This window comes from Mesorhizobium sp. M8A.F.Ca.ET.057.01.1.1, assembly GCF_003952565.1.
GTDB lineage: Bacteria > Pseudomonadota > Alphaproteobacteria > Rhizobiales > Rhizobiaceae > Mesorhizobium.
This window is the reverse complement of sequence record NZ_CP034454.1, coordinates 4,626,472-4,643,895: the sequence shown is the minus strand read 5'-3', so window position 1 is coordinate 4,643,895 and position 17,424 is coordinate 4,626,472. Positions and strand designations below refer to the sequence as shown.

At 61.0% G+C, this 17,424-nt stretch carries 13 protein-coding genes and 1 tRNA gene; 1 reads left to right on the top strand and 13 read right to left on the bottom strand.

The features are described from left to right. Nucleotides 1-116 precede the first annotated feature (116 nt). From EJ077_RS22175 to EJ077_RS22140, 8 genes are all read right to left on the bottom strand, one after another. Nucleotides 117-872, bottom strand: coding sequence for a GGDEF domain-containing protein (locus EJ077_RS22175; protein ID WP_208696264.1), 756 nt, complete (start codon nucleotides 870-872; stop codon nucleotides 117-119). 93 nt (nucleotides 873-965) lie between these two features. Beyond that, nucleotides 966-1,766: a thermonuclease family protein gene (locus EJ077_RS22170; protein WP_245458797.1), complete on the bottom strand. Its 801-nt coding sequence runs from the start codon at nucleotides 1,764-1,766 to the stop codon at nucleotides 966-968. Continuing rightward, entirely contained in the window at nucleotides 1,726-2,865 is a 1,140-nt protein-coding gene (locus EJ077_RS22165) for an ABC transporter substrate-binding protein (protein ID WP_367142374.1), read from the bottom strand. The genes EJ077_RS22170 and EJ077_RS22165 overlap by 41 nt, the downstream gene beginning before the upstream one ends. A 164-nt stretch (nucleotides 2,866-3,029) precedes the next feature. After that, nucleotides 3,030-3,635, bottom strand: a complete 606-nt coding sequence (locus EJ077_RS22160) for a lytic transglycosylase domain-containing protein (protein WP_367142373.1) — start codon at nucleotides 3,633-3,635, stop codon at nucleotides 3,030-3,032. Nucleotides 3,636-3,803: 168 nt separating this feature from the next. Continuing rightward, nucleotides 3,804-4,172: a hypothetical protein gene (locus tag EJ077_RS22155; protein WP_208696258.1), complete on the bottom strand. Its 369-nt coding sequence runs from the start codon at nucleotides 4,170-4,172 to the stop codon at nucleotides 3,804-3,806. 72 nt (nucleotides 4,173-4,244) lie between these two features. Next, on the bottom strand, nucleotides 4,245-6,230 hold the full coding sequence (locus tag EJ077_RS22150) for a type I secretion C-terminal target domain-containing protein (protein WP_208696256.1): 1,986 nt from the start codon (nucleotides 6,228-6,230) through the stop codon (nucleotides 4,245-4,247). Then, nucleotides 6,227-7,183, bottom strand: a complete 957-nt coding sequence (locus EJ077_RS22145) for a hypothetical protein (RefSeq protein WP_208696254.1) — start codon at nucleotides 7,181-7,183, stop codon at nucleotides 6,227-6,229. The genes EJ077_RS22150 and EJ077_RS22145 overlap by 4 nt, the downstream gene beginning before the upstream one ends. Continuing rightward, the gene (locus tag EJ077_RS22140) at nucleotides 7,159-10,065 is read right to left on the bottom strand and encodes a beta strand repeat-containing protein (RefSeq protein ID WP_208696252.1); all 2,907 of its coding nucleotides are present in this window, start codon (nucleotides 10,063-10,065) and stop codon (nucleotides 7,159-7,161) included. The genes EJ077_RS22145 and EJ077_RS22140 overlap by 25 nt, the downstream gene beginning before the upstream one ends. Before the next feature lie 323 nt (nucleotides 10,066-10,388). On the opposite strand from EJ077_RS22140, the gene EJ077_RS22135 reads away from it, so the two are divergent. Next, nucleotides 10,389-11,342: a transglutaminase-like cysteine peptidase gene (locus EJ077_RS22135; protein ID WP_208696250.1), complete on the top strand. Its 954-nt coding sequence runs from the start codon at nucleotides 10,389-10,391 to the stop codon at nucleotides 11,340-11,342. 34 nt (nucleotides 11,343-11,376) lie between these two features. On the opposite strand, the gene EJ077_RS22130 is transcribed toward EJ077_RS22135, so the two are convergent. The 5 genes from EJ077_RS22130 to EJ077_RS22110 all read right to left on the bottom strand — a co-directional run bounded on the left by EJ077_RS22130 (nucleotide 11,377) and on the right by EJ077_RS22110 (nucleotide 17,383). Continuing rightward, nucleotides 11,377-12,018 carry a ribbon-helix-helix domain-containing protein gene (locus EJ077_RS22130; protein WP_208696248.1) on the bottom strand — a complete coding sequence of 214 codons (642 nt, stop codon included), beginning with the start codon at nucleotides 12,016-12,018 and terminating at the stop codon, nucleotides 11,377-11,379. Further along, the gene (locus EJ077_RS22125) at nucleotides 12,008-13,297 is read right to left on the bottom strand and encodes an HlyD family type I secretion periplasmic adaptor subunit (RefSeq protein WP_208696246.1); all 1,290 of its coding nucleotides are present in this window, start codon (nucleotides 13,295-13,297) and stop codon (nucleotides 12,008-12,010) included. The genes EJ077_RS22130 and EJ077_RS22125 overlap by 11 nt, the downstream gene beginning before the upstream one ends. Before the next feature lie 50 nt (nucleotides 13,298-13,347). After that, nucleotides 13,348-15,480, bottom strand: coding sequence for a type I secretion system permease/ATPase (locus EJ077_RS22120; protein ID WP_208696244.1), 2,133 nt, complete (start codon nucleotides 15,478-15,480; stop codon nucleotides 13,348-13,350). Between the two features lie 39 nt (nucleotides 15,481-15,519). Further along, complete coding sequence (locus EJ077_RS22115) at nucleotides 15,520-16,968, bottom strand: TolC family protein (protein WP_208703088.1); 1,449 nt, start codon at nucleotides 16,966-16,968, stop codon at nucleotides 15,520-15,522. 340 nt (nucleotides 16,969-17,308) lie between these two features. After that, nucleotides 17,309-17,383: transfer RNA gene (locus EJ077_RS22110), tRNA-Gln, on the bottom strand. Nucleotides 17,384-17,424: the final 41 nt, after the last annotated feature.

The window sequence follows — 17,424 nt, the reverse complement described above, 5'->3', positions numbered from 1 at the left end:
TCGTTGTCAGTCAAGGATCGTAGCGAAGGGATCGCGGGCGATAAGCCGCGGATTCTGGCATCGACTTTCCCGATTATCGCAAAAGTCGCGGCAAACCGAACAGGTCTTGCGGGGCGTCAGGCTGAAGCGCGTTGAATGCGCGACAGTTCAAAACCGCCTTTGCCCGACAAGCTCTCTTCCGCCGGCCGGAACATGTCCTCGAAGTCGAGGTCCTCCTCGAAAATCACGCCTCCGACGGTCACGGCCAGGATCTCCTCGGCGCCCTGAGGGGAAAAATAGACCTGCGAGACACTGGCGCGGATACGCTCGCCAACCATCCTGGCTTCAGCCTCGCTCGTTCCGGGAAGGAAGACGCCGAACATGGACGCGCCTATGCGGCCGATGACGTCTTGCGAGCGTACGCAAGACCGGATGGTTGAGGCTATGAGACGCAAGGCTTCGTCGCCCCAGCTCAGGCCGAAGCGCAAGTTGATGGCGTTCAGATGTTCAGGATGAATGACCAGGAAGGCGCCCGATCGCTCGCCTGGAACGGAAGGCCTGATTGCCCGTCTCTCGATCAGCGACGTGAAGACCCTGCCGTTCAGGCAACCGGTCAGCGTATCGAAGGTGGCGGCCCTGTTGAGTTCCCGCCGGTAGCGACGGATCTCGGCCAGTTTCAGGCCTATGAACACAAAAAGCGGCAGGCAGATCACCAAAGGCAAAAGCGTTGCGGTGATCATGCCGCGCCCGAAAGGCGTCAGCGTCTCGCTGAACAACAGCAGATAGTTCAGGATCAGGGAGACGCACAGGCTGCCGATGGTTCCAAGGAAAGCCAACCAGCCGACGTTCCTCCATTCACGATGGGCCGGGACATCAGCTGCTGCGTTGGACATGATCGATCTCCGTTGGATCGCCAAGCATAAGACCGGCAAGTTAGGATTTCGGTTTCAAAGAACAATACAATTTGAGGCGTCGGGATAGATCGCTCAGCTTTCTGGAGGCGATGCCGGCCTTTGCGGCGAATCCGGTTGCTGCCGCCTATGGGGGCCGAAGATTCCCATCTCCGCCGTCCTGGCTGTTGCTTCGGCCTTGCCATAGATACCGCTCGGCAAGGCCAGCGCCCAGCCATTCGACACGAGCCAGGCGCCGACATCCTGTTTGCCCAGCCTGCATGTCGCCGCGACAGGGAAGCGGTCGACCACCGGAGGCACGAAACAGTTCAGCGCCCGCCCGCGCATCCAGTTGTTGAAAGCCGCACGCGCCCGCTGTCCACAAGGCCAAGCACGCTCGTGAAACAGGCAGATCCTGTCGGCTTCGACGCTCTGGGTTCCGCTGATGAACAGTTTCCGCCCCATGGACTCGAAACCAGCCGACGATGTGGCCACCGGACGATACAGCGGTGTTTCCCGCCAATCCTTGGGCATCGATGGCTTGGGTTGTGAGGCGAGGCCGAGGTCGCCAAGGGGCAAGCGAGGTTCCACCCGCTCCACGCCAGAGCCCTCGATTTGCGGCGGCGCGATGAGATCCTCGGCAATCTTGCGGGCTGAATTGACGATCGATCGAACCGGGTGCTGCGCGACGTCATCGCTGACGTCCGGGGCCGGGTCGGTGACGGTCCGCTCGACAGGGAATAGGGTCGCCGCCTTGACCAGCAGCAGGATGCCGACGAGAAGCTCGAGGCTTGCGACCGCGATCATCACGCGAAGGCGCCCCGCTTGTCCCGCCGGACCGCACGCGCCCAGTTCGCTAGAAGCTGGACGTCGATTTGGCAACCAGTTTGAGCGCACCTTTTTCAATCCGGTAAAACGGCATCGAGCGTTCGCTGGAACCATCCGCGCGGAACTTGAACAAGCCGGTCGATCCGCGAAATCCGTTCGGATTCTCGAAAACCTGCCTGTTGAAGCCGTTCGGTCCGGCAGCGCTCGCGATTCCCGCGGTCAGGGCAACCATGTCATAGGCATAAGCGACATTGACGTCGGCCTGGTAGTTGAAGGTTGTCTTGAAACGATCCGAAATGGGACCTGTTTCGTGTTGGTCGAGCGTGGCGATATAGGCACCTTCGAATAGTGGACTGGTCGGATACTCCAGCCAGCGGTTCGTGCCGACCACGGAGGTCGATTTTCCAGGAATGCCTTTTGCCTTCAGGGCGATCAGGATTGGCGACGGATTGCTGTCGCCGCTGGCAACGACCACGGCATCGGGGGCGTCCACCAGCGAGCCCATGTCCGTCACCGCCTTTGCCGCGCTGTCGGCGCTCGTATAGGGTATGGTGATCGCAAGTGCGGCTCCGTACACGCTGAGGCTGTTGGCAACCCGCTTTTCGACGATATCGGCACTCGGGCCCGCTGGTACCAGCAGGACGAACTTCTTCCCGCCCTTGGCCGCAATCGCGCCGGCGCCTGCAGCGGCGCTGTCTGCCTCGCTGAGGCATACCGCATAGACGCCTGGGCCGCCGGCAAAATTGTCCGCAAGAGCCAGAACCACTGGCCGGTTTGCGCCCGACAGTTTCGCGACATGCTGCGCCGCGGGCAGTTCGGTCGGACCGATGACCACTTTCGCTCCCGAAGTTATGGCCTTTACCGCCAGTTGCTGCGAGTAGGTCGCGTCTCCCTTCGTGTCCTCGACGGTAAGCGTCAGCAGCGGGTTGCCGAGGTCCGTCATCGCGAGCTTTGCGGCGTCGAGCATCTTTCTGCCGTTTTCGCCTGCGGATCCGGAGGCGGAGAGGGGCAGCAGCATGGCGACTTTTGTGGGGCCGGTGCCGAGAGACTGCGTTGCCATGCTTGCGTTGGCGACAGCAACAGCAGCCGGCTGATTGGGGGCATGGATGGCAGCGGGGTCGAGCGCGTCGGACACCGCGCCTTTCGATTGGCAGCCGAGCAACGACATTGCCAGCACGGAAGCGACCACCCATGTCCGAAGGCCGTGGACCTGCCGGTCAAATTCCATTTTTCTGCTCCCACCCTGTCTGCCGCGTATGGCGAGGACATGTCTTTCCCGACTCGTCCGCACCACGGATCACGGCCGCTCTATGCCCCATTCGACCGACGTGCTCAGTCACGAAACAGCTCGGCCCTGAGCGCTTTGATCCGTCTGGCCTGCTCCACGGTTCGATAGTCGGCACATTTCATGTAGCGTGGGCCGGGCACGAAAAACCTGCGCACGCAGACACGCTTTGCCCCTGTCGGGTTGCTTTCCTGTGAAAGGGCGGAAAACCCGAATGTCGCCACGGGCAAAGGCCCGGCCAACTCCAGGCCATCCCTTGCCAGTATGGCTCTCGCACGCTGGCAGTAGCGAACGGAAAGTGCCGAGAACCGGGTCTCGTTGTGCCCCGCGCGATATTTCATCACCGTCGTGCACAGATCACCGCCGGCAAGCTTGTTAGCGAGCGCCAGGTACTCGACGCCAAGCGCGATATTGGTCGCGGGCGCGCTGAGATCCTCTAGCGAACCGCGAAAGCCAAACATGCGCGCCGTCGCCGGCATGACTTGCATCAGTCCGACTTCTCCGGCGCCTCCGCGCGCATCAGGATCGAAGCCGCTTTCGATCTCGATCACGGCATGCGCCAATATCGGTTCAAGGCCGTAGATCGACGCCTGACAGGTCGCGAACGCCTTGTAGGTCTCGCGCGACCACGCTGATGCGGCGCTGCAGGGCATCTGCCGCGTCGCGATGGCTGATGGTGCCTGTTCGACGGAAGACTGTTCGAATTCCCTGGCTGGCGCCGCCGGCACCAGCCAACCGGTCAGCGCAACCGCTCCAGCGATCACGGCGAGCGGTGCGCGATCGCCAATCATCGGGCCTGCCGGCGCGCTCTCGCCTTGCGATCAGTTCATGTACTCGACCATGCGGTCGTGAAAACACTCGCACTTGTTGAGCGTGTCTTCGTCCTTGTAGTTGATCTTCAGGTAGCCGTAAGCCATGCCGCAGGCGACCTTGGCTTCCGATGCCCAGACGAAGACCGGCCGCGACGAGTTGATCCATTCAGGGCTCTTGGCGACGGCGATCGACTCATCCATCAGCTTCACGACCTGTTTCGTGAGGTCGACCGTGTTTTCGGTCAGCACGAGATTGGACGTTCCGACGGTGCGGCAATAGTCGGCCGTCGGGCCTTCGATGATGTCGGCAGCAAAGCCGGCCGATCCCGCCAAGAGCAGCGCCGTGGCCGAAACCAGCAATCTTGAACGAATTTTCATGTAAGCCCCTCTCCAAATTCCCATTTCACGTTCCGCTAATGCATAGCATGGGAGCACAAGCGCGCAGAAGTGTTAAATCGTGACATGCTGCTGCGCGTGTGTTGCGTCGTCGTAGAGGATGTTGATCGTGCCGGCTGCGGGCGCGTTCTGCAGTACGGCCACATCCACGAAGTTTGCCGCGTTGCCCGAGCCGCTGGTATCGACGCTTACTGTGCTGGTCGCGCTGTTGTAATGCACATAGTCGGCGATGTTGCCAGCCGGTGCCTTATCGAAAAGCGCCGTCAGGTCGATCTTATCCCCTTCGTCGCCGTGGTAGTCGACGATCAGATCCTTGATGTTGAGATTGTCGATCTTGAACGTGTCGGCTCCCGAAGTACCGTCCATGGCCACCGACGGCTGCGTCGAGGCAACCAGCGATGTATCGAGTTCCACCTCGACATAGTTGCCGCTCGTACCGTCGGCCATCTGGAAAGTGCCGTTGCCGGTCACGGTCTGCCCGTCGATTTCGCCGACAGCCGCGTTCGCTGCCGTGCTGATGGAGACAATACCGTTGTCGGCGAGGTGCGACAATTCCCCGGTGTCGCTGATGCCGTTGGCATTGGCGTCCTGCCAGATCAGCAGGCTGCTGAACGCCGCATCGTTGTGGTCGATGACGCCGTCATGGTTGCTGTCGAGCGACGCCAGTGCTGCCGCGCCGCTGGCGAAGTGGCCGCCATTGAAGTTCGGCGTGAACAGCTCCGTGCCATCGTCGATCTTGCCGTCATGGTTGAGGTCGACCGCCAGCATGCCGTCATGGGATGTGTTCCAGGCGAGCTGTTCCTTGGTGCCATCGCCGTTCATGTCGAACTGGACACCGTGGCTGACGTCGGAGAAGGCAAAGCCATTGTGATTCAGGTCGAGAATGATGGGGTCGACCGATCCTCCGATGAGGGTGTTCAGGTTTGCAATCGTGACGTTCTGCAGGTCGACCAGCGCCCCGACTCCGGCATTTGTGGTTGTCTGAGTATAGACGTAGGTGTGGTTTACCCCTGAGATGGTTGCGGTGAATGCGAGCGTCGCCCCGGGGTTGCCGATATCTGTGGCGTTAAGATACTGGACAACCGCCGCCAGGCTTGCGGCGGACGTGACCGCCAATGGCGCGGTAAAGGTGTCGGTTCCAAAGAAGCTGGCGATGCCGTTGGTGACCGAATGGGACTGAACCGTGTCGCCGCCGATCGTCAACGTGGAATCCCCGCCATTGACGTTGCCGGCGGTGGCGGCCACCAGACTGCCGGGCAGTGACAACTTGTCGGTGCCGGCGATGAAATCGGTGATGATGTCATATCCGGTGATCGTGCCGTTGTTGCCCGATCCGCCTATGACGGGTGTCGATTCACTCGACCCGATCACGAACGTGTCGGCGCCGGCTCCTCCTGTCATTGTGTCCGCACCCGCTCCGCCAGTGAGGGTGTCGTTGCCCAACCCGCCAACCAGACTGTCGCTGCCGGAAGTGCCAACCAAATTGTCGTTTCCGGAAGTCCCGGCGATAGCCTCAACCGTCAGCTGATTGCCCGTTGTGCCATCAATATGGACATTGAAGGTTTGCGAAGCGGTATCGCCATCGTGATCCGTAACCGTTACTTTGATGCCGTTGAAGTCGAGGTCCGCCGGCGGGTTTTGAGACGCGGCGCCGACTTCAACACCATTCAAACGGAACCCGCCGCTATTGGTGCCGTCGCTGATGACTTTCACACCGTAGATAGCATCGCCAGCTATATAGTTGCCCGTGCCCGCGACAGCCGACCAGTCAAGGCTGCTGATCTGGATAACATTGCCGGATGTCACGTTAAGCGTCACCTGGTCATAAGTCGTCATGCTGGCATTGAGGTAAACCAGGACGGTAATTTTGGCCGTCGCCATGCCGCCCGTGTAGCCCTGGGTTGTGAATTTGAAATCATCAACACCATGACCAGTCGTATTGTTACTATCATCGACGAATGTGAATTTTATGGACTCGCCGGGATCGTTTGACTGGCCGGAGCCGCCCTTGACGGCCCAACCCTGCGAACTGGTATTCACTTCATCCGTGCTTTGGCCGGGGTGCCATTGCCGTCGTCACCGGTCACAATAATGTTGAAGTTGGTGGCCGCGCCCAAATCCACGAGCAGTGAACCTGTCGGCCCTCCGGCTGTCGCTGAGGTTGCGGCGATTGGATTGAAGACGATATCGCCTGTCCGGTGCAGCACTTCCAGCGAGTCGGTGCCATTGGCGTTCAGCGTCAGCTTGGCAACGACGTCAGCTCCTTCCATCAGGTTCAACACGATCTGGGATGCCGAGCTGGAGGCAACTTGTACATTCTGCCCCGTCGCCGAAATGCTACCAAATCCGTCCGCGCCATACTGCCACTCTGCAAATTGCCCAGTGTAGGTGGTTGCCGTTGCCGGATTGAGCGCTGACAGGCTGACGATGCCATCGCCGTTACCGTCATTGATGAGGGTGAAGACCGGCACGTCGTCATCGACCGTCACGGTGAGCGTGCCGGTTGAGGCCGTGGCGGCCGTGTCGTCGGCGTCGTAGACCTTGTAGCTCAGGCTGAAGTCGAGATTGTCCTCGGTGCCCGCCGTCGGATGCTGGACCGGCGCCAGCAGCGTCACCGTATAGGTGCCGGCAACCGCGTCCGTCAGGTCGACCTGGAACACATTGATGCCGCCGGCCGAGGCGATGATCTGCGTGCCCGCCCCATTGGCCGTGTAGGTGTAGGTGGTGCCGTTCACCGTCTCGGAGCCGGACACCAGGGCGATGTGGCCCGCGCCGTCCGCACCATAATTGTGCGTCAGCGTGCCGGGCTGCGCGCTCGGCACGTTGTCGCCTGAAGCCGCGTCGTGGTTGCCCGTCGCGAGGTCGTCCTCGTCGACCAGCGTTGCCGACACACCCGCCGTCGCATGGTTGTTGTCGCCCGAGAAGGTGAACGACAGAACCGCCTGCGAGGTGTCGCCGTCCGCGTCCTTCACGGTGTAGGTGAAGCTGTCCACCGTTCCCGCCGGCACCGAAGCCTTCGGGTATAGCTGTAGGAGCCGTCGCCGTTCAGCGTCAGCGTGCCATAGGCCGTCGCGATCGGATTGCCGACCGTGCCGCCCGTCACCGCCGTGACCGTGCCGGGCTGGTCCGCGCCGACATGGTCGTTGGCCAGGACGCCATTGGCCGCGTTCGCCACGATCGCCGCGCCGCCTTCCGTCGCGGATTGACCGTCGTTGACCGCAACCGGCACGTCGTCATCGACCGTCACGGTGAGCGTGCCGGTTGAGGCCGTGGCGGCCGTGTCGTCGGCGTCGTAGACCTTGTAGCTCAGGCTGAAGTCGAGATTGTCCTCGGTGCCCGCCGTCGGATGCTGGACCGGCGCCAGCAGCGTCACCGTATAGGTGCCGGCAACCGCGTCCGTCAGGTCGACCTGGAACACATTGATGCCGCCGGCCGAGGCGATGATCTGCGTGCCCGCCCCATTGGCCGTGTAGGTGTAGGTGGTGCCGTTCACCGTCTCGGAGCCGGACACCAGGGCGATGTGGCCCGCGCCGTCCGCACCATAATTGTGCGTCAGCGTGCCGGGCTGCGCGCTCGGCACGTTGTCGCCTGAAGCCGCGTCGTGGTTGCCCGTCGCGAGGTCGTCCTCGTCGACCAGCGTTGCCGACACACCCGCCGTCGCATGGTTGTTGTCGCCCGAGAAGGTGAACGACAGAACCGCCTGCGAGGTGTCGCCGTCCGCGTCCTTCACGGTGTAGGTGAAGCTGTCCACCGTTCCCGCCGGCACCGAAGCCTTCGGGGTATAGCTGTAGGAGCCGTCGCCGTTCAGCGTCAGCGTGCCATAGGCCGTCGCGATCGGATTGCCGACCGTGCCGCCCGTCACCGCCGTGACCGTGCCGGGCTGGTCCGCGCCGACATGGTCGTTGGCCAGGACGCCATTGGCCGCGTTCGCCACGATCGCCGCGCCGCCTTCCGTCGCGGACTGACCGTCGTTGACCGCAACCGGCACGTCGTCTGTGACATTGACCTGAACCGTCGCGCTCGCCTGATCTCCGTCGGTATCGGTGGCGACCACGTTGATGCCGGTCAGGTTGATGACATTCTGTCCACCCGCGTCGGGATGCGGGAAATTGTCGAGCAGCGTCACATTGACTGTCGCCGAGCCGTTGCCGCCAGCCAGGATCGGCAGCGACGGCGCGACAAGGTCGATCCGGATGGCGTCGATGCCGTTGATCGAACCGACAATCTGAGTCGGCCCGGCCAGCGTCCAGACGATGTCGGCGCCGGCAACTCCGTTGACGTCCGCCGTGATCCCGGCGACCGATGTGAAGGCCACCCCGGTGATGTTGTCGGAACCGGCATGGAACGTCACTGTTCCGCTGCCGTCCTCGACATTGGTCGCGGGCGCGCTGCCGGTCGCATTGGCGGTGCCCAGCCCTTCCTCGTCCACCGAGATGATCGCGTTCGACACCACCGACGGGCCTTCCCCATCGCCGATGGTGATATTGAGCGTCGTCTGCGAGGTGTCGCCGTCGCCGTCATTCAGCGTATAGGTGAAGGTATCGGTCACCGGAGAGGCGTTGCTGATGTTGGAATTGGCCACGTAGCTATAGGTGCCGTCAGGGCTCAGTGTCAGCGTGCCGTACTGGCCGACGACATGGAAGTCGCCGCCCACCACCGTCGTTGCCCCAGAACCCGTCACCCCACTCACCGCGGCGCCGTCGGCACCCTTGGTATCGGCGCCGGCCGCATTGCCGTCGCTGCCGACGCCGGTAATCACGTTGCCGTTCGCCGTGCCGCCTTCCGTGACGCTGTCCGTGTCGGCAACCGCCGTCGGCACGTCGTCGATGATGGCAACGGCAAAGGTCGTGCTCGCAGTGTCGCCGTCGACATCCGTGACGGTGATGCTGAAAGTGTCCGGAACCGTGTCGTTGGCGTCGTATCCGGTCGTGCTGACGGGATGGGTAACCGACTCGGTGACCGTGTAGTCATACTGGATGGCACCCGTGCCGGGATCGAACGACAGGATCGTGATGTAGCCGAACTGCCCTAAAATCTGCTGCCCGACGCCGGTCACGGTGGTGCCGTTGATGACGATCGAGCCGATGCCATCGGGTGCGTCGATGCTGATCGTCCCGACGCCGGAGGTTTCGGAGTTGCTTGGTGCGTCGCTGCCCGGCGATTGTTGCGGGCCGCCATCGAGGCCGGTTTCGCTGGCCGCCTGGCCAGGGTCGGTCAGGGACATGGCCACTACGGAGACGCCCCTGTCGACCAAGGAAGGGAACAACTCGCGATGATCCAGCTGCCCAAAATGCAGGTCAGTCGGCGGCAGCAATGCCGAAAGGCCGAAGCCGTCGCCGATCCCGCCAGCAGGCTGTTCGAAATTGCCGCCGGCGCTCGAGGTCGAACCTCCGGGGCCTGCCGAGATGGAACCATCCGCGCCAAACGCGACATCGACATGGCTCGCTTCCAGCGCGGCGATCAAGGCCACGCGCGGCACTTCGACTTCGCCGATGATGAAGGTCGGCACATTCAGGGCACCGTCCTTGATGACGATGACCGAGCCGTCCGCCTGCTCGAGCACGAGGTTGTGCCCGTCGACCTTGATGTTGTCGATCGAGACATTGGCCGGAAGTCTGACGACGTTGCTTGCGTCGGCGACATATTCGTGTGGGGCATTTGCCGCTGGCGGAGCAGCCGCTGGCGCGCCGCCGCCGACGTCGACCGGCACGGGTTCGGCCGAGGCCGGCGCCGTTTGGGCCGGTGCCGCCGCCTGCTCGGCCGGCGCGGCCTGCGCCACCAACTGGATCGGCGCTGTCAGGTCGTGGTGATCGTTGGAGACGGAATGCTCGTCCCACGAGCTCGAAACGTTGTCCAATTCAATACTGGTCGCCATAGCTTAAACCCCTCCGGCATTTCCCGGAAAGAGACAGGTGGCGCCTCGACTTTGCAACGGTCCATCAACCCATTCTATATATTTGGATATGCCTGCGATGATTTTTTTTACGCTTGGTAAACTGTGAACATATAATCAGTTATATCTTGTCTGGGATGCATGGCGCTTCGCCGCGAGCGATGCGAAAAATCCGGTAAATACAAGTATAAATACGTGTAAAATTTTACTCAAATTAGCAAAACGATTTTGCAGTAAAGTTATCCACCTTCCTTTCCAGTAATTTGAGACAAGATTGGTAGCGTCCACGGTCAAAGGTGGGCGTCATGAAAAAACAAAAGAATGCTCCGGGGAAGAGCAAGCTCAAGCTGCTTCTGCTGGCAGTGGGGATGGTCGGGTCGGCGCAACCAGCCCTTGCCGGGCCTGTCGTCAGGGATTTCCTGCCCGAAACAGCACTGCTTGGGACGGTCCAGGCGCCGCATGGTCTCGGCGGTATTTCGCTGCAAAGGTACCAGCCCTGGCAGCCGGCCGCCCCCTACCAGATCAGCCTTGTCCTGAACGGCTACAGTCCCCTTCCGGCGCAAGACGGGTCCAGCGCCTCGATCGCGCAAGAAGGCAGGGGGGTCGACCCGATGCAGACTGCGTCGATTATCCCCGGCGTGTTCGGGTCGGTTGCGCTGTCGATGCGCAATTTTCCCGTTTCGGCGCGCTGGGCACCGGTCTACCAGGCCATAACAGGTTGCACCGAGGGCAGTCCCTGTGACCACAAAAGCCCGGCCTTCTCGGCCATGGTCTCGGCCGCCCAAGGCAAGGGCTTTGTCGAAAAACTGTCATTCATCAACAGCGGCATCAACCACCTGATCGCCTACAAGAAGGACAGCGTCGTTTACGGCAAGCTCGACTACTGGGCGAAGCCTTCGGAAATCCTCGCCAATCGCGCCGGTGACTGCGAGGACTTCGCCATCCTCAAGATGACGGCGTTGCTGAGGGCCGGCATTCCGGCACGCAGCATGTCGCTCGTCGTTCTCCAGGACCGCAAGCGAGGTTTCTTCCACGCCGTGCTTTCGGTGAGCACTGCCGGCGGCGCTTACATTCTGGACAGTCTCAACAATACGGTGCTCAAGGACAGCGCGCTTCCGGACTATCAGCCACTGTACTCGTTCAGCACCGACCGGGCATGGATCCACGGGTCCAAAACGGGGGGCGCGCAGATGGCCGACGTCAAGGGCGGTTTCGAGACCGTCGCGCCTGGCGAAGGTGTGCAGGCGGACGTCAAGTAAACGCAAGGGTGGTCGGTTTTGCCCTGTTGACTGGCTATCCGTTGAAGACGAAAGCCATCAGCAATTCCAGATCCAGCACCGGCGCGCGCACCACGTTCAGCTGGCCCCGGTAGCGGCGCTCGCCGGCACCGATCACAAATCCGCTCGCAACGGCAACGTCGCCATTGGTGTCAAGGCGCGCGAATATATCGGCCACGTTGAGATCCAGCGCCAGCTTCAGGTCCTGCCGCGTGTCCTGGTCGAATGCCGTCGGCAACTGCCGTTTGACCAGTTGCTGGAACGGCGCATTGAACGTGACGATCTTCTTCGTAGATGCCAAGGCGAAAGCCGGCGACGGACAGGCAAGCAGGATGGCGTTTACCATCCTGATCGACGCAAGCTTGCGCAGGTTCAGGTTCTCGTGCCCCAATTCACGTATGCAGGCGACCCGAATTGCCGAAGTCAGGTTTCCTTTTTCCGCGTGACTTTCGGCGATCTCGTCGACCAGCATGCCGATCGTGCATTTGCGGCTCTCGGCCATCTGCTTCAGCGAAACCCAGAAAGCCCGTTCCAGACGAATGCCGCGCCTTACGCCGCCGCGCGCCACGACGCGGAACTCAAGCTCGAAATCTTCTGTCGGGAGCGGCGGAAGCAAATGGTCTTTCAAGGTCAGGGGAGAGATGGCGTTATCGCTCACTCATTGCCTCCTGACGTGCCTTGTTGATCGGCTTCAGCAGGTAGCTCAGGATCGTCTTGCGCCCGGTCTTGATATCCACGGAACAGATCATGCCGGGCATGATCGAATATGCCTTTCCGTCTCGCACCAGTGTCGATTTCTCGGTCGCAACACGCACCTGATAATAGGGCTCGCCCGTCTTCTGATCGACCAGGCTGTCCGCGGTTATGTTGGAAACCTTGCCTTCGATGCCGCCAAAGATCGAGAAGTCGTAAGCCGTGACTTTTATCAAGGCATCCTGATCGGGGCGAATAAAGGCGACATCGCGGGGCGAAACACGTGCTTCTACCAGCAATGTCTCGGAAGTGGGCACGATGCCGGCTACGACAGTACCTGGCTGGACGAAGGCGCCGACGGTGTTCAGTTCCATCGTGTTGACGATACCGTCCACCGGCGAGCGGATATCCGTTCGCGCGACCTTGTCGGTCGCGCCGCGAATGGTTTCGTCCACCACTGAAAGATCGGCCAAGGCCTGCGTCAGGTCATCGAGCGCTTCCTGCTTCAGTTGCAGCCCAAGTTCCTCGACCTGAAGCTGCGCCTCGGTGATCGCCGACTTGGCTTTCTTTATCGTCTCGCTGGCCAGGTTCAATTGGCCGTTGAGTTCGGTTTGTTCCTGCTCGACCTTGAGCTGCTCGGTCCTTGCCATCAGACCTTTCTTGACCATCGCCTCGACCAGCGTCGCCTGCTGGTCGCTCACGGCCAGGTTTTTTGTCAATCGGTCGAAATTGGCGTTCGCCTCGTCGAGTTCCTTTTCGCGCTGGTCGAGGCGCGACTTGAGCACCGACAGCTTGTTGTCGAAATTTTCGCGTCGGGCAACGAGGAGATTTTGCTCGTTGTCGCAGATTTCCGGCGCCACCGCCTGAATGTCCTGCGGACACGGAAACGATCCGGTGATGCCGCCGCTCTGTTCGTATTTGAGCCTGGCGATGCGTGTTTGCAGCGCCCGCGCCTTGGCTTGCTGTTCGCCGAGGCTGGACGTGTTCAAGGTATTGTCGAGACGAATGATAAGGTCGTTCTTCCTGACGACCTGCCCCACCTTCACGGCGATTTCCTGAACGACGCCCGGCTCGCTGGCCTGGATGACCTGAGTCTTGGAGGCCGGTATGACCTTGCCATCGCCACGCGCGATCTCGTCGACCTCGGCGAATGATGACCAGGCGACAAAGGCGACGAAGAGCGCCGCTATGATGAATATGGACGCCGTCGCGAAAAGCGGCGGGCGGTCTTCTCTGGCAAGCATTTCCTACACCCCGTTATTATATCGGGTTTAACCCGATATAATTTGTTCATTCAGGAATTGGTTCTCTGCAGCGCCTGAATGACTTGTTCTTTTGGCCCGTCAGCAACTATCCTTCCTTGTTCGACAACAATAAGGCGATCAGCCAGTTCGAGCATGCTGAAGCGATGCGTCGAGACGATCAGCGTCGTGTCGCGGTCAAAAGCGGTCTTGAGTTGCTTGATCAGCTGTCGTTCCGAAGCCAGGTCCATCGAGCCGGACGGTTCATCCAGAAAGACGATCTTCGGCTTGGTCAAAAGCAGCCGGGCAATCGCCACCGTCTGTCTCTGCCCGCCGGAAAGATTGGTGCCGCGCTCGCCGACATTCATGTCGTAGCCGCGTGGATGGCGAGAGACGAACTCGTCGACGCCGGCGGCTTTTGCGGCTTCGATGATCTGCTCGTCGGTCGCCTCCGGAGATGCCATGAGCAGGTTCTCCTTCACGGTGCCCGAAAACAGATCGCCAGCTTGCGCGACGATGCCGACGGCGGCGCGTACCTCCGACGGGTGATACTGGCGGATGTCGATACCATCCAGCAGCAGTTCGCCTGAGCTCGGCAGGAAAAGCCTGCCGATCAGGCGTCCCATCGTCGTCTTGCCTGACCCGATGCGGCCGATGATGCCGATGCGCTCGCCCGGTTTCACCGAGAAGTTCAGGCCGGACAGAACCTCGTTTTCCGATCCGGGGTAGACGAAGCCGACATTCTTAAACGTCATCGCTCCATTGCGGATCGGGCGATTGACAAAGCCCACCGTGTCCGGCCGGTCCTCCGGCTGGGCCATGATGGAATTCACCATTCTCAAGGAGAGCATGGCCTGGCGAAATCTCGACAGGGTGATCGCGATCTGGCCGAGCGGAGCCACGGCCCGGCTCGCCAGCATCACCGTGCCGATAATGGCTCCTGTCGAAACATGCCCTTCCGAAAAGGCATAGGCTCCGGCCACGACAAGGGCGACCGTCACAAGCTGCTGGATGGCCTGGGTGATGTTGCCGGCCGCCGCAGAGAGCTGCTTGATCTTCTCGGAGGTGTTGGCCGCATTCTTCGAATGCTCGCCCCACTTCCTCAGCAAATAGGCTTCGGCGCGCAGCGACTTGATTGTTTCCAGCGTGGAGATGGACTCGACCAGCAAGGCCTGGCGCTGGGATGCTTCGTTCATCGAGGCGGCGACCCGTTTGCCGATGCGGCGTTGCGTGACCAGGCCGACGATTACCGACGCCACAAATGCCAGGGCCGGTATGATGACCAACCAATCGCCGATCGCGTAGATGACCAGCAGGAAGATGAAGACAAAGGCCGTGTCGATGAAGAGGCTGATGGTGTTGGAGGTGAAAAACTCCCTGACGAACTCATATTGAGTGACACGGTTGGCATATTCGCCGGTCGAGCCCGGGCGCGCGGACAAGGATGAATTCAGCACCTTCTCGAACAGCAGATACGATATCCGCAGGTCCGCCTTGCGCCCGGCATAGTCGATGAGCGAGGCCCGGGCGGTCTTTAGAAGCAGGTCGAAGAGAATGACGGCACCGATTCCGATCGCCAGCACCCAGAGCGTCGATATCGCCTTGTTCGGCAATATGCGGTCATAGACGTTCATGGTGAAGATCGGCGAGGCGATGGCCAGCAGGTTGATGAAAATCGCCGACAGCACGACCTTCGAATAGGTGCGCCAGAAAGCGCCCATCGTTCCCGTCAGCCAATGGCGCCGTTCGATCTGCTGCGCCGACCCGACCTTCATGCCTTCGGTGGCGTTGGCATAGGTGATCGAGAACGATGCGCCGCCACTGATGTAACTTGCGGCCAGCTCGGATTTGCCGATAGTCGTGCGCCCGTCTTCCTGCGGCGCCGTGAGATACCCGTCGCCATCGATTTCGGCCAGCAGGGCGATCGGCAACTGGCTGACACGGAAGATAATTGCCGGAAGATCGACGCGACCGCGCAGGAAGTCGCGATGGTTGAATTCGTGGGTCTCGAGACCGATGCGTTCGGCAAGATGCCGGATCTCGGTGACCTCGATGCGCGTGTCCGAAATCGGCACCCCGGCAAACAGCACGGTCTCCGCGCTCGGCCTGCCGAGATAGGCGGCAACCGCCGAAAAGCAGGCCTTGAACGCCTCCTTGGGAGACAGAATATGTGGCTGCTGATTCACGACCCGCCCGCCAGGACCCTCAACACCCCTTAATCCGGCTCACTTCTTCCTGACCGGGGCGAGGATGTCGAAGGGCAGGTCGTTCTTCTGTTCCGACGGCGTCCGCGCATAGGTTTCGGTGTCCGCGGTCTCCGGAGCTCCAAACTCGCCCTGGGCATAGGCCGTGGCCTGCTTTGGCGGTTGGATGTTCATCGTTTTGAGCAACTGCCCGGTCGCTGCCAGAAGCCGATACTGGGCAAATAGCGATGCGTAGGACGCGGTGTCCGCCAGCGTCGCTGTGTTGAACCGCGTATTCTGCGCATCCAGCACATCGAGCAGCGAGCGCTGTCCGACCTTGAACTGCTCGCGATAAGAGGCAACCAGCTTCTCGTTGGAAGCAGCTTGCAGCTTCAGGGTCTTTGCCAGATCGGCTTGCCGGAAGCGGCGATCCCACGACGTGCGAACGGCTTCTTCGATCTCCCGCAGGACCTGATGCAGCCCAAGCCGCTGCTCGCTGGCGCGGCGGATCTGCTCCTGCTCATTCGCCTTGTCGATGCCGCCCCGGTACAGGTTCCACCGCAGCACCACCCGTGCTTGCAGATCGGATGTGTCTCCATTGTCGCCGTCAATGTCGTATCCGGCCCGGGCAACGCCTTCGGCGACGACGGAAGGGCCGTATTTCGCCCGAGCGGCGTCAACCTGCGAGGCGGCGGCGGCAATATCGCTATTGGCCATGTGGACGCGCGGATTGTTCTCCCGCGCAATGCCCAGCGCTTCGTCCAGGGATCTTGGCAGCGCAGAGGAAACATCGCCTGGCCGCGATGCATTGGTCAGCGGTTTCCCGACGGTCTTGAAGAAGCGGATCCTTGAGGCCTCGAGTTCCTCGGCGGCTTCCTGCATGCGGGCCTTGGCCGCGAACAAGCGCTCCTCCGCCTGTTGCCGGTCGGCTTCGTTCAACCCGCCGCCTGCTATGCCTTCCCTGATGTCGTGGAGAATCGCTTGGTGAAAGCCCAGATTCTTCTTTGCCTCTGCCACGATCGAGGCCTGAAGCATGTATTCCAGGTAATCCTGGACAACCGACAGCCCGATGAACTCGGATCGCTCCAGCACGCGGAACGAGGCGCCATCGACCCGCGAGGCCTGACGGTTGAGTTCGGCTCGCCTTGCGCCACTATCATAAAGCGTTTGCGAAACCGTCAGGTCGGTCTCCGCGGGATAAAGCGCGTCGTGCTCGATGGAGAGCGCGCGGCGGGAGGAGTTGTCAAGGCGGCGAGCACCAGCGGATGCTTCGACATCGACGCTTGGGAGATAAAGCCCTTTTGCCTGCCTCAGTTCGAACTCGATTGCCTCACGGTTTTCGATGGCCTGGCCGATTTCCGGATTGGATTCCACCGCAACCGCCATGGCCTCCTTGAGTGTCAGCGCATGCGCGCTCCAGCAACTCAGCATGGTAGCCGTCATCAAGAGACCAACGCTCATGACCTTGGTCGACAGACCTGTCGTCTTCATTTTCCCACCCACGTTTCCCCGCGCTTTGTAAGAGCGCCCCAGCCGGGCTGGCGCCCTGACCTTGCTCACTATCTTGCAAATTACCGTGACCGTTTCATTATTAAGCTGTGACTAAATCACAGAATCCAGACAGACGGCCAAAAAATGTAGCAAAAATGGCACACATTTGAGACGCTGCTGGGGACCAAGTGCTGGTATCGAAACTTGAAGCACCGAGACAAGATATGGAGAGGGCACAGCACGCTTGTTCTGAAGACATCCTGATGAGTACGCATGCCTGCAAATAAAGTGGGCTTGGCGCAGCGTTTTTGAGAAGGGCCGATTCGGCGCGTGCTGTGCTTGGCTGGGGCGCCAGGATTCGAACCTGGGAATGTCGGTACCAAAAACCGATGCCTTACCACTTGGCGACGCCCCAATAGCCGTCAGAGTCGCTGTGCGGCGCGTTATTAGCAGAGC

Excerpts from the sequence above, each read along its gene's own strand:
- EJ077_RS22115 (WP_208703088.1), bottom strand. The coding sequence starts at position 16,968 with ATGAAGACGACAGGTCTGTCGACCAAGGTCATGAGCGTTGGTCTCTTG.
- EJ077_RS22160 (WP_367142373.1), bottom strand. The coding sequence starts at position 3,635 with ATGCCCTGCAGCGCCGCATCAGCGTGGTCGCGCGAGACCTACAAGGCG.
- EJ077_RS22155 (WP_208696258.1), bottom strand. The coding sequence starts at position 4,172 with ATGAAAATTCGTTCAAGATTGCTGGTTTCGGCCACGGCGCTGCTCTTG.
- EJ077_RS22140 (WP_208696252.1), bottom strand. The coding sequence starts at position 10,065 with ATGGCGACCAGTATTGAATTGGACAACGTTTCGAGCTCGTGGGACGAG.
- EJ077_RS22125 (WP_208696246.1), bottom strand. The coding sequence starts at position 13,297 with ATGCTTGCCAGAGAAGACCGCCCGCCGCTTTTCGCGACGGCGTCCATA.
- EJ077_RS22165 (WP_367142374.1), bottom strand. The coding sequence starts at position 2,865 with ATGTCGTTGCTCGGCTGCCAATCGAAAGGCGCGGTGTCCGACGCGCTC.
- EJ077_RS22175 (WP_208696264.1), bottom strand. The coding sequence starts at position 872 with ATGTCCAACGCAGCAGCTGATGTCCCGGCCCATCGTGAATGGAGGAAC.
- EJ077_RS22135 (WP_208696250.1), top strand. The coding sequence starts at position 10,389 with ATGAAAAAACAAAAGAATGCTCCGGGGAAGAGCAAGCTCAAGCTGCTT.